This is a genomic window from Raineya sp. (assembly GCF_053497555.1).
Window position 1 is genome coordinate 1 of sequence record NZ_JBRCWE010000106.1, and the last position, 12696, is coordinate 12696.

Annotated in this window: 9 protein-coding genes and 1 tRNA gene; all 10 read left to right on the plus strand. The window is 41.8% G+C overall.

The window, feature by feature from the left end:
* Positions 1–161 precede the first annotated feature (161 nt).
* Positions 162–842, plus strand: a complete 681-nt coding sequence (locus tag ACWITO_RS13505; protein WP_448530520.1) for a 2-C-methyl-D-erythritol 4-phosphate cytidylyltransferase — start codon at positions 162–164, stop codon at positions 840–842.
* Between the two features lie 65 nt (positions 843–907).
* Positions 908–978, plus strand: a tRNA-Trp gene (locus tag ACWITO_RS13510).
* Between the two features lie 15 nt (positions 979–993).
* Positions 994–1203, plus strand: a complete 210-nt coding sequence (secE, locus tag ACWITO_RS13515; RefSeq protein ID WP_101358317.1) for a preprotein translocase subunit SecE — start codon at positions 994–996, stop codon at positions 1201–1203.
* A 34-nt stretch (positions 1204–1237) separates the two neighbouring features.
* Positions 1238–1828, plus strand: a complete 591-nt coding sequence (gene nusG / locus ACWITO_RS13520) for a transcription termination/antitermination protein NusG (RefSeq protein ID WP_448530521.1) — start codon at positions 1238–1240, stop codon at positions 1826–1828.
* Positions 1829–1997: 169 nt separating this feature from the next.
* A complete protein-coding gene (rplK, locus tag ACWITO_RS13525) occupies positions 1998–2444 on the plus strand; it encodes a 50S ribosomal protein L11 (RefSeq protein WP_448530522.1) in 447 nt (148 codons plus the stop codon).
* A 13-nt stretch (positions 2445–2457) separates the two neighbouring features.
* Complete coding sequence (rplA, locus tag ACWITO_RS13530; protein ID WP_448530523.1) at positions 2458–3150, plus strand: 50S ribosomal protein L1; 693 nt, start codon at positions 2458–2460, stop codon at positions 3148–3150.
* The gene (rplJ, locus tag ACWITO_RS13535) at positions 3150–3683 is read left to right on the plus strand and encodes a 50S ribosomal protein L10 (protein WP_448530524.1); all 534 of its coding nucleotides are present in this window, start codon (positions 3150–3152) and stop codon (positions 3681–3683) included. The genes rplA and rplJ overlap by 1 nt, the downstream gene beginning before the upstream one ends.
* Before the next feature lie 51 nt (positions 3684–3734).
* On the plus strand, positions 3735–4118 hold the full coding sequence (rplL, locus tag ACWITO_RS13540) for a 50S ribosomal protein L7/L12 (RefSeq protein ID WP_448530525.1): 384 nt from the start codon (positions 3735–3737) through the stop codon (positions 4116–4118).
* A 247-nt stretch (positions 4119–4365) separates the two neighbouring features.
* Positions 4366–8220 (plus strand): DNA-directed RNA polymerase subunit beta, encoded by a 3855-nt coding sequence (gene rpoB / locus ACWITO_RS13545; protein WP_448530526.1) that lies wholly within the window; start codon positions 4366–4368, stop codon positions 8218–8220.
* Between the two features lie 72 nt (positions 8221–8292).
* Positions 8293–12639, plus strand: coding sequence for a DNA-directed RNA polymerase subunit beta' (rpoC, locus tag ACWITO_RS13550; RefSeq protein WP_448530527.1), 4347 nt, complete (start codon positions 8293–8295; stop codon positions 12637–12639).
* The last annotated feature ends 57 nt before the right edge of the window (positions 12640–12696 follow it).

The following is a 12696-nucleotide window of genomic DNA, read 5'->3' on the forward strand; positions in this document are numbered from 1 at the left end:
TTCTACAACGGATACAAACTTTTTTCAAAATTTTTTCAAAAGTTGTACTTTTTTAATAAAATTATGGTATTTTAATGAGTTAAAAAACTTCTTTTTGTGTAAATTTAGTTTGTAATTTTATTTTGAAAACCCCTATTTTTGCATTTTACAAAACAGTTTTTATGAAGATAGCTCTTATTGTTGCGGGGGGTAGCGGGAAGCGTATGGGAAGCGATATACCCAAACAATTCTTGGAAATAGCAGGAAAGCCTATTTTATTGCATACACTTACTATTTTTGAAAAAATCTGCGGGCAAATTGCCTTGGTTTTACCCCAAAGAGAATTTGATACTTGGCAAGATATTTGTCAAAAATATCATTACACGCTCAAAGGCTGTTTGGTGGCAGGCGGCGAAACTCGCTATCAGTCTGTAAAAAATGGTTTGCGGTGTATGATAGAGCAAAATTTTGCAGAGGATAGTTTAGTAGCCATTCACGATGGGGTGCGTCCGTTTGTCAAGCCCGAAGTCATTGAAAAAAGTTTTGAAATAGCACAAAAAAATGGTTCGGCGGTGGCTTCGGTGCCGCTCAAAGATTCTATTCGCTTGCTGAAAAACTCATTAGAACAGAGCGAAACTGTACCTCGTGAGCAGTTCCGACTTATCCAAACCCCACAAACTTTTTTACTCGGCAAAATTTGGCAAGCCTTTCAGCAAGTACCCGATAGTCCCAATATCACTGATGATGCTTCGGTATTTGAGCAGGCGGGCTTTTCGGTTACGCTTATAGAAGGAAACTACGAAAACATAAAGATTACCACTCCTGAAGATTTGCTATGGGCAGAAATTTTAGCAAAAAAATAAAAAAAAATTTGGACAATAATTTTCTTTTCCGTATATTTGCACTCCATTTGTAAAAGTGTCTTTTTACGGGTGTAGTTCAAGGGTAGAATAGCGGTCTCCAAAACCGTTGATGGGAGTTCGAATCTCTCCACCCGTGCAAACATAGAAAAAAATGGCAAATTTTGTAGCAAAAGTAAGAAATTTTTTAGCCGAATCGTATGATGAGCTGGTGCATAAAGTTACTTGGCTCAAATATAGCACTTTGCAAAATCAGACGATTTTGGTGCTAGTTGCGTCTTTGATTTTTGCCTTGATTATTGGTTTTGTGATAGATAAGGGCTTAGAAGAAGGGCTTAAAATGTGGTACAAAAGTACCAAGTAATATTGCAAATAGGATTCTATAAATTGAATTGGCAATGAGTAGCAAGCTAAATTGGTATGTATTGCGAGCAGTGGCAGGGCAAGAAAAAAAAGTAAAAAGTTATATTGATAACGAAATTGCTCGCCAAAAATTGCAGGAATACGTACCACAGGTGCTTATTCCCACTGAAAAAGTGTATGAAGTTCGTAATGGCAAGAAGAAAGTAAGGGAAAAGACCTTTTTCCCTGGCTATATTTTAGTGTATGCCGATCTTTCTCACGGAGAGGCTCTACATACACTTAAAAACGTACCCGGCGTTTTAGGTTTTTTGGAAGGTACTGCACGCGAAGACGAAACAGACACACAAGGCAAAAAAGGCTATACAAAAATGCCTACTCCTTTACGGCAATCGGAAGTAAATAGAATTTTGGGCAGGGTAGATGAGGAGGAGGAAAGTGCCGTGAAGACAGAAGCCTCTTTCATCATAGGCGAACACGTAAGAGTAATAGACGGACCTTTCAGTGGTTTTGATGCCGTAGTAGAGCAAGTGTATGATGAAAGAAAAAAATTAGATGTAATGGTAAAAGTTTTTGGTAGAAGCACCCCTTTGGAGTTGAGTTATACACAGGTAGAAAAGTTAGATTAAATCTAAGGTTCAAAGTTTTTGAAGTTCAAAGTTAGCTTCAAACCTTTAACCTCAAACTCAAAAAAGCCTCTCGCTTCCATAAAATATAAATGTTACGCACAGCTTGTTGAGGTTCGCTTCCAAACCGATAGCAACAAGCCCGAAACAAAAACAAAAAAATATAAAGACAATGGCAAAAGAAGTAGCAGGATACCTCAAACTGCAAGTAAAAGGCGGACAGGCAAACCCTTCGCCTCCTATCGGACCTGCTTTGGGTTCAAAGGGTATCAATATTATGGAGTTCTGCAAGCAGTTCAATGCCCGTACCCAAGACAAGCAAGGTCAGGTATTACCTGTACTCATTACGTATTACACCGATAAGTCTTTTGATTTTATCGTAAAAACACCTCCTACGGCTGTTTTACTCAAAGACTTACTCAAGAAGCAAACAGGTTCGGCAGAGCCTAATCGTAAAAAAATCGGTTCAGTTACTTGGGACCAAATCAAGCAAGTAGCTGAAATAAAAATGCCCGATTTGAATTGCTTCACCATAGAATCGGCTATGCGTATGGTAGCAGGTACAGCTCGCAGTTTAGGAATTACCGTAACAGGCAAAGCTCCTTGGGACAACAACTAAAACCGCAAACACAATGGGAAAACTCACGAAAAATAGAAAGGCGGCACTCGCTAAATACGATAATACCAAAAGCTACTCTTTGGTGGATGCGGCAAAAATCTTAAAAGACATCACTTTCACCAAGTTCGATGCCTCGGTGGATATTGATATCCGCCTCGGCGTAGATCCTCGTAAGTCAGACCAAATGGTGAGAGGGGTGGTTGCGTTGCCTCACGGAGTAGGAAAAGATGTACGCGTACTCGTACTCTGCCCGCCTGATAAGGAAGACGAAGCCAAAGCCGCTGGCGCCGACTATGTTGGTATGGACGAATATATCGCCAAAATTGAAGGTGGCTGGACAGATATTGATGTGATTATCACCACCCCTACGGCTATGGCAAAAGTAGGACGTTTGGGAAAAATCTTAGGTCCTCGCGGACTTATGCCTAATCCCAAGTCTGGTACCGTAACTATGGAGATTGGTAAGGCTGTCAAGGAAGTAAAAGCTGGTAAAATTGATTTCAAAGTGGATAAAACAGGTATTATTCACACTTCCATTGGCAAAATCTCTTTTTCTCCTGAAAAAATTGCTGAAAATGCAATGGAACTCATCAATGTAGTACAAAAGCTCAAGCCTGCTTCTGCAAAAGGTACTTACATTAAGTCTATATCGCTTTCTTCTACGATGAGTCCGGGTGTTAGTATTGATAAAACTACTGTAATCTAATGACAAGAGAGGAAAAAACTGCTATCATTGAGGAGTTGAAAGAAAAGTTCGCAAATACTCCTTATTTCTATATCGTTGATGCCAGCGGATTTTCAGTAGCAAAGGACAACGACTTGCGTAGAGCCTGCTTCAATGCCCAAATTGAGTACCGAGTAATAAAAAATTCGCTTATCAAGAAGGCATTAGAGGCTTTGGATACAGACTACAAGCCTTTTGTAGATGAAAAAGTTTTGAAAGGTTATTCAGGAGTAATGTTTTCTGATACAGGCAATAAGCCTGCTCGCCTTATCAAGGATTTCAGAAAGAAAAATAACACTGAAAAACCTATCATCAAAGGTGCTTCTATTGATACCTCGCTCTTTATAGGCGACCACCAGTTAGAGGCTCTTTGCAATGTTAAATCTAAGGCTGAACTCTTGGGAGAAGTTATCGGCTTGTTGCAATCGCCTATGTCAAATCTCATTGGGGCTTTGCAGGGGCAAGGCGGCAAAATTGCTGGTATTCTCAAAACTTTGGAAGAAAAGAAATCCTAATTTTTCACAAAAAACCTTGTACTTGTTTTTCAAATTAAATTCATACAAATTATGGCAGACGTTAAAGCATTAGCAGAACAACTTGTAAATCTTACTGTAAAAGAAGTTACTGAACTTGCTAAAATTTTGAAAGAAGAATATGGCATTGAGCCTGCCGCTGGTGCTCCTGTGATGGTTGCCGCCGCCGCTGGTGCTGATGCTGGTGCCGCCAAAGCGGAAGAGAAAACCTCTTTTGATGTAATTCTGAAAGCCGCTGGTCCTAACAAGCTCAACGTAGTGAAACTTGTAAAAGACCTCGCTGGTTTGCCTCTTACTGAAGCCAAAGCTTTGGTTGATGCCGCTCCTAAAGCTATCAAAGAAGGAGTACCCAAAGATGAGGCTGAGGCTCTCAAAACAAAATTGACTGAAGCAGGTGCCGAAGTAGAAATTAAGTAATTCTATCGGTAATGCGGGGCAATCAGACCTGAAATTTCCGCTATTCGGAAATCAGGTCTATTGCCATTTGTAGCTAATAAAATGTAGCCTGCTACAATAACCTAACTGAAAGGTTCAAAAGGATAAAAGTAAAAGGCTCAAATCAAACCTTATACTTCAAACACTGAACCTCAAACTCCAAACCTCAAACTTTCAACTTTAACTTATTCCGCTTTACAGCATTTTCCTAACCCAAACTTCTTGAACAATGGCTGAAAGAATTAGTTTTGCTTCTGTTAAGAACCTTGTTGATTATCCCGATTTTCTCGACATCCAGCTACAATCCTTTCGCGACTTTTTCCAACTGGAAACCCCCGCTGAAAACCGTGCCAAAGAAGGACTTTACAAAGTCTTTATGGAAAATTTCCCTATCAGCGATTCTCGCGAAAATTTTGTCTTGGAATTTATTGATTACACCATAGACCCTCCCAAATATTCTGTTGAGGAGTGTATTGATAGAGGGCTGACTTACTCTGTTCCCTTGAAGGCAAAATTAAGGCTTTCTTGCAATGATGAAGATAATGAAGATTTTGAACCCATTGACCAAGAAGTATTTTTGGGAAATATCCCTTATATGACTGAAAAAGGCTCTTTCATCATCAATGGTGCTGAAAGGGTGATTGTTTCGCAATTGCACCGCTCTCCGGGCGTATTTTTTGCAATGAGCAAACACACCAACGGTACCAAACTCTATTCTGCTCGTATTATTCCTTTCAAGGGTTCTTGGATTGAGTTTGCTACTGACGTCAATAACGTAATGTATGCTTACATTGATAGGAAAAAGAAATTTCCCGTAACCACTCTCTTGCGTGCTATTGGCTACGGTACCGATAAAGAAATTTTAGATATTTTTGGGCTTTCCGAAGAAATTCAGGTGAATGCCAAAACACTCAAAAAGGCTGTTGGCAGACGCCTTGCCGCCCGTGTATTGCGTTCTTGGACAGAAGATTTCGTAGATGAAGATACAGGAGAAGTAGTTTCCATAGACCGTAACGAGGTGCTTTTGGAGCGTGATTCCGTCATTCGTGAAGAAGACATAGATGTCATTATGAATTCGGGAGCAACCTCCATTATTTTGCACCGCGAAGAAATCAATATCGCCGACTATCAAATTATTTACAATACTCTACAAAAAGATAATTGCAACTCTGAAAAAGAAGCTGTTGAGCAAATTTATCGCCAGTTGCGTAATACAGAAGCCCCCGATGAGCAGACTGCTCGTGAAATTATACACAATTTGTTCTTTTCGGATAAACGCTACGATTTGGGCGATGTGGGTAGATACCGAATGAACAAAAAACTTTCTTTGGATATTCCTATGGAAACTCGCGTACTTACACGCGAAGACATCATCAGCATTGTGAAGTATCTCATAGGGCTTATCAATTCCAAAGCAGTAGTTGATGATATAGACCATCTTTCCAACCGCCGTGTGCGTACCGTAGGCGAGCAACTATATGCCCAATTTGGTGTAGGGCTTGCTCGTATGGCTCGCACTATCAAAGAAAGAATGAACGTAAGAGATAACGAGGATTTCAAGCCTGTGGATTTAATCAATGCACGTACCTTGTCTTCGGTTATCAATTCTTTCTTTGGAACAAACCAACTTTCTCAATTTATGGACCAGACCAACCCGCTGGCAGAAATTACCCACAAACGCAGAATGTCTGCCTTGGGTCCAGGTGGTCTTTCCCGAGAAAGAGCAGGCTTTGAAGTTCGGGACGTTCATTACACACACTACGGAAGGCTTTGTACCATTGAAACCCCCGAAGGTCCTAATATCGGTCTGATTTCCTCGCTTTGCGTACACGCCAAAGTGAATTCAATGGGCTTTATTGAAACGCCCTATTTCAGAGTAAAAGAGGGTAAATTGGACATTAAAGATATTGTCTTCCTTTCGGCAGAAGAAGAAGACGGACAGCACATTGCCCAAGCCAATGCCAAAATAGATGACAAAGGTAATTTCTTGGTTGATGCCGTAAAAGTTCGCTACGAAGGGGATTTCCCTATGGTTGCCCCCGAAGAAGTAGCTTATATGGACGTTGCCCCTAACCAAATTGTTTCGGTTGCCGCTTCACTTATTCCTTTCTTGGAACACGATGACGCCAACCGTGCTCTTATGGGTTCTAATATGCAACGCCAAGCTGTACCTTTGCTCAAACCACAAGCTCCTATCGTAGGAACTGGTTTGGAAAAGCGTGTAGCTTTGGACTCTCGTACTCTTATCCTTGCTGAAAAAGACGGCGTAGTAGAGTATGTTGATGCCAATAAAATTGTTATTTGTTACGAATTTACAGAAGATGAGTTGCTTACCTCTTTTGATGGCGATACCCGTACCTACTACCTGACCAAGTTCAGACGTACCAACCAAGATACTTGTATCAATCTTGTGCCTACGGTGCGTGTAGGCGAAAAAGTTACGAAAGGACAGCCCCTCTGCGAAGGTTATGCCACACAAGGCGGAGAACTGGCTCTGGGTAGAAACCTTAAAGTTGCTTTTATGCCTTGGCAAGGGTATAACTTTGAGGATGCCATTGTGATTTCTGAAAAAGTAGTAAAAGAAGATTGGTTCACTTCCATTCATATAGAAGAGTTTGAAATGGAAGTACGCGATACCAAACGTGGCGAAGAAGAGCTAACTTCTGAAATTCCTAATGTAAGCGAAGATGCTATTCGCCACCTTGACGAAAATGGTATTGTGGCAGTAGGTACAGAAGTACGTGAAGGAGATATTTTGGTGGGTAAAATCACCCCTAAAGGTGAAACCGACCCCACTCCCGAAGAAAAGCTCTTGCGTGCTATTTTTGGCGATAAAGCAGGAGATGTAAAAGATGCTTCGTTGCGTGTGCCTCCTTCGGTAAAAGGAGTGGTGATTGATACCAAGTTATTCTCGCGTCCTCGTAAAGATAAAGACTTACGCAAGCGTTCCAAAGATGACGTAAAAACGCTTATGCAAAACTACGGCAAAGATTTGAAAAACTTGCGTGAGGAAATGATTAACAAACTTGCTACTATTCTGGAAGGAAAAGTCTCGCAAGGAGTTAAGCATAAATTTGGTGATGAACTGATTTCCAAAGGAACAAAGTTTAGCAGAACCAATATTGAGAAAAATTTATTCCCCGACAACAACCCTTACCGCGACGAAAGCAGTTACAACGTACCCGAAGAGGTAAATCTGATTGCTGATGTGGTAGTGGAAAATTGGACAAATGATGCCAAAACCAATGCTTTGGTGGCAGATTTGGTGAAAAATTATCTCAAAAAACGCAATGAAATTTCAGGTAAGTTCAAGCGTGAGCGTTTTGCAATGGAAGTAGGCGATGAATTGCCTGCGGGTATTGTAAAACTTGCCAAAGTGTATATCGCCAAAAAACGCAAACTGAAAGTAGGGGATAAAATGGCTGGTCGCCACGGAAATAAAGGGGTAGTTGCCAAAATTGTTGCCGAAGAAGATATGCCTTTCCTTGAAGATGGTACTCCTGTGGATATTGTTCTGAACCCCTTGGGCGTACCTTCGCGTATGAACATCGGACAAATCTATGAAACCATTTTGGGCTGGGCAGGTGAAAAATTAGGTGTAAAATATGCAACCCCTATTTTTGACGGAGCAAAAGAAGAAGATGTGTTGAACGAACTCAAAAAAGCAGGCTTGCCCGAATATGGCAGAACCTACCTATATGATGGATTGACAGGCGAAAGATTTACCCAACCTGTAACCGTAGGAGTGATTTATATGCTCAAACTCGGACACCTTGTTGATGATAAGATGCACGCTCGTTCTATCGGACCTTATTCACTCATTACGCAACAGCCTTTGGGTGGTAAGGCTCAGTTTGGTGGTCAGCGTTTCGGTGAAATGGAGGTTTGGGCGATTGAAGCCTTTGGTGCTTCACACATTTTGCAAGAAATCCTCACCGTGAAGTCTGATGATGTAATCGGTAGAGCGAAAACCTACGAAGCTATCGTAAAAGGAGAACTCTTACCCAAACCTAATATTCCTGAATCTTTCAATGTACTTGTTCACGAATTGCGTGGTTTGGCATTAGAAATTACTTTGAACTAATTAGTTTTGAGGCTTCCATTAAGCCTCAAAACTTCAAACCTTGAACCCTTGAACTTCTAAAAGCATACATCTATGTCTTTGAAAAAAAACAAAAAACTTTCCAGTGATTTCAACTCAATCACTATCAGTTTGGCTTCGCCAGAGTCTATTTTGGAAAGTTCTTATGGGGAAGTTACCCAGCCCGAAACTATCAATTACAGAAGCTACAAACCTGAAATGGGAGGGCTTTTCTGTGAGCGTATTTTCGGACCCGTGAAGGACTATGAGTGTCATTGTGGTAAATATAAACGTATTCGTTACAAGGGAATTATTTGCGACCGCTGTGGCGTAGAAGTAACAGAAAAGAAAGTTCGCCGTGAGCGTATGGGGCATATTGAACTCGTAGTGCCTGTGGCTCATATCTGGTATTTTCGCTCATTACCGAATAAAATAGGTTATCTTTTAGGGCTTCCTGCCAAAAAACTTGACCAAATTATTTACTATGAACGCTATGTAGTGGTTCAGCCCGGTATTGTTGCCGAAGAAAATAGAAATGGTAGCAACTATCTGGATTTCCTTACAGAAGATGAATACTTGGATATTTTAGATAAATTGCCTCGTGAAAATCAGCTTTTGCCTGATGAAGACCCTAATAAATTTATTGCCAAAATGGGAGCAGAGGCTTTGGAAATGCTCTTAAAACGTCTTTCTGAAAGAGAAAAAGATGCACAAGGCAACGAAATACCCGGTAGCCCCACAGGTTTGGACAAGCTCGCTTACGAGCTACGCCACCAAGCCGCTACCGACAACTCACAACAACGCAAAGCAGAGGCTTTGAAGCGTCTGAAAGTAGTACGTGCTTTCCAAGAATCCAAAATTGAAAACAAGCCTGAATGGATGATTATTCGTATGGTGCCTGTTATTCCACCCGAATTGCGTCCATTAGTGCCTTTGGACGGCGGTCGCTTTGCTACTTCCGATCTCAACGACCTCTATCGCCGTGTAATTATCCGTAACAATCGCCTCAAAAGGCTTATGGAAATCAAAGCCCCCGAGGTAATTTTACGCAACGAAAAGCGTATGTTGCAAGAGGCAGTTGATAGCCTTTTTGATAACTCTCGTAAAGTAAATGCGGTACGTGCCGATGGAAACCGTGCTTTGAAGTCGCTTTCCGATATGCTCAAAGGTAAGCAAGGACGCTTCCGTCAGAACCTCTTGGGTAAGCGTGTTGATTATTCAGGTCGTTCTGTAATTGTGGTAGGTCCCGAGCTGAAACTTCACGAGTGCGGGCTTCCCAAAGATATGGCGGCAGAGCTATTCAAGCCCTTTATTATCCGCAAACTCATTGAAAGAGGCATCGTAAAGACCGTTAAGTCGGCTAAAAAAATTGTTGATAGAAAAGACCCTGTCATTTGGGATATTTTAGAAAATGTACTCAAAGGACACCCCGTTCTTTTGAACCGTGCTCCTACGCTTCACCGCTTGGGTATTCAGGCTTTCCAACCCAAACTCATAGAAGGAAAAGCTATTCAACTTCACCCTTTGGTTTGTACGGCGTTCAATGCCGACTTTGACGGCGACCAAATGGCGGTACACGTTCCATTGGGGCAAGAAGCTATCTTGGAAGCCTCTTTGCTAATGCTTGCCTCGCATAATATCTTGAACCCTGCCAATGGGGCACCTATTACCGTACCTTCGCAAGATATGGTTTTGGGGCTGTACTACATTACCAAAGGTAGAAAAGGTGATAAAGGCGAGGGCAAAGTGTTTTATAGTGCCGAAGAGGTTGTAATTGCCGTTGATGAAGGACAACTATCCCCTCACGCTCATATCAAAGTAAAAGCCAAAGTACGTGAGGGTGATGAACTCGTTGAAAAAATCATTGATACCGTAGCAGGTAGAGTGCTTTTCAATCATTGGTGCGTACCCGAAGAGGTAGGATTTATCAACGAATTGCTTACCAAAAAGAAAATTCAGCAAGCTATTGGCTTGGTGTTCAAAATTGCGGGAATGGCAAAAACAGCCAAATTCCTTGATGATATTAAAGATTTGGGCTTCCGCTCAGCTTTCAAAGGTGGGCTTTCTATCGGTTTGAACGATATTCTCATTCCCAAAGATAAAGACAAACTGATTGCCAAAGCCAAAGGCGAAATTGAAGAAATCCGTAATAACTATATGATGGGCTTTATTACGGATAATGAACGCTACAACCAAGTAATTGATACCTGGACACGCGTAAATAACGAACTTACTCGCAAGCTCATTGAGGATATGACCAACGACAAAGAGGGTTTCAACTCTGTGTTTATGATGATGGATTCGGGAGCGAGAGGTTCAAAAGAGCAAATCCGTCAGCTTGGTGGTATGCGGGGGCTTATGGCAAAACCTCAGAAAAACGTACAAGGCTCGGCAGGAGAAATCATTGAAAACCCTATTCTTTCCAATTTCAAGGAAGGTTTGGACGTTTTGGAATACTTCATTTCTACCCACGGTGCCAGAAAAGGTTTGGCAGATACAGCCCTTAAAACGGCAGATGCGGGTTACCTCACACGCCGTTTGGTTGATGTTGCCCAAGATGTTATCATCACCGAAGATGATTGCGGTACTTTGAGAGGTATTACGGTTTCGGCTCTCAAAGATAACGAAGATATTGTAGAACCGCTTGCAGAACGTATTTTGGGAAGGGTATCGCTACACGATGTCTATGACCCTCTTACAGATGAACTTATTGTGGCATCGGGAGAGGAAATTACCGAAGCTATTGCAGAGCGTATTGCTCAAACCAGTATTGAAGAGGTGGAAATCCGCTCGGTGCTTACTTGCGAAACACGCAAAGGGGTTTGTCAGAAGTGTTATGGTAGAAACCTTGCCACAGGGCGATTGGTAGATAATGGTGAAGCCGTAGGGGTTATTGCCGCTCAATCTATTGGTGAGCCCGGAACTCAGCTTACTTTGCGTACTTTCCACGTGGGTGGTGCGGCGTCTAATATTGCGGTTGATGCGTCTGTAAAAGCCAAGTTTGCAGGTGAAATTGATTTTGAAAACCTACGTACCGTGAAAACTACGGATAACGATGGCAATCCTATGGAAATCGTTATTACGCGTTCATCGGAAGTGAAAGTGATTGAACCCAAATCGGGTAAAGTGCTTATTTCTAACCATATGCCTTATGGAGCAGTGCTGAAAGTGAAAAAAGGGGATATGGTAGAAAAAGGGCAAGTGCTTTGCGAATGGGACCCTTACAATGCAGTAATTATTTCGGAAGTGGCAGGTACCGTAGAGTACGAAGCTATTGAAGAAGGCATTACTTACAAAGAAGAAGCTGATGAGCAAACAGGTTTCCGTGAAAAGGTAATCATTGAAACCAAAGATAAAACCAAAAACCCTGCTTTGGTAATTAAGCCAAGCAAAGGCGAAGCGAAAACCTACAATATCCCCGTAGGAGCAAGACTTGCCGTAGAGGAAGGAAAAACAATCAAGGCGGGACAAGTGCTTGCCAAAATTCCAAGGGCTATTGGTAAAACACGTGATATTACAGGTGGTTTGCCTCGTGTTACGGAACTCTTTGAGGCTCGTAACCCTTCCAACCCTGCGATTGTAAGTGCTATTGATGGAGTAGTTACTTATGGGGCTGTAAAACGTGGTAACCGCGAGATTATCATTGAGTCCAAAGATGGGGTTATCAAGAAGTATATGGTGCCGCTCTCTAAGCATATTTTGGTACAAGATGGCGACTTTGTGCGTGCAGGTATGCCTCTTTCTGATGGTGCTATCACGCCTAACGATATTTTGGCTATCAAAGGTCCTACTGCTGTACAAGAATACTTGGTGAATGAAATTCAGGAGGTATATCGTTTGCAAGGGGTGAAAATCAATGACAAGCACATAGAGGTTATCGTAAGACAAATGATGCAAAAAGTTGAAGTTATTGACCCAGGCGATACCGATTTCTTACCCGGACAAGTAGTAGATAAATGGGCGTTCCGTGAGGAAAATGACCGAATTATGGAATTGAAAATCGTAGAAGACGCAGGTGCTTCTACCAAGTTCCGTCCTGGGCAACCTATTACGGCTCGCGAGTTGCGTGATGAAAACTCTGTACTTCGTCGCCAAGACAAAAAACTTGTGAAAGTACGCGACGCTCAGCCTGCTGTATCGCAACCTACACTACAAGGTATTACACAAGCCTCTTTGGATACCGATAGCTTCATCTCGGCGGCTTCGTTCCAAGAAACAACCAAAGTGCTTAGCGAAGCGGCTATCCGTGGTAAAAAAGATGATTTGCTCGGCTTGAAAGAAAATGTGATTGTGGGTCATCTGATTCCTGCGGGTACAGGCTTTAGAAAGTATCAGAAACTAATGGTTGGCTTGAAAGAAGAAATGGAAGAAACCAATAGCCGTAGAAAAACCAAAAAGGAAAAAGAAAAAGTGTTGAAATAGTTTTTTGAGTGCTTCATTTCATAAAGGCGAGTTTTGGCTCGCCTTTGTGTTTTACAT

Coding starts and splice junctions, on each gene's coding strand:
- ACWITO_RS13505 (WP_448530520.1), top strand. CDS start 162: ATGAAGATAGCTCTTATTGTTGCGGGGGGTAGCGGGAAGCGTATGGGA.
- secE (WP_101358317.1), top strand. CDS start 994: ATGGCAAATTTTGTAGCAAAAGTAAGAAATTTTTTAGCCGAATCGTAT.
- nusG (WP_448530521.1), top strand. CDS start 1,238: ATGAGTAGCAAGCTAAATTGGTATGTATTGCGAGCAGTGGCAGGGCAA.
- rplK (WP_448530522.1), top strand. CDS start 1,998: ATGGCAAAAGAAGTAGCAGGATACCTCAAACTGCAAGTAAAAGGCGGA.
- rplA (WP_448530523.1), top strand. CDS start 2,458: ATGGGAAAACTCACGAAAAATAGAAAGGCGGCACTCGCTAAATACGAT.
- rplJ (WP_448530524.1), top strand. CDS start 3,150: ATGACAAGAGAGGAAAAAACTGCTATCATTGAGGAGTTGAAAGAAAAG.
- rplL (WP_448530525.1), top strand. CDS start 3,735: ATGGCAGACGTTAAAGCATTAGCAGAACAACTTGTAAATCTTACTGTA.
- rpoB (WP_448530526.1), top strand. CDS start 4,366: ATGGCTGAAAGAATTAGTTTTGCTTCTGTTAAGAACCTTGTTGATTAT.
- rpoC (WP_448530527.1), top strand. CDS start 8,293: ATGTCTTTGAAAAAAAACAAAAAACTTTCCAGTGATTTCAACTCAATC.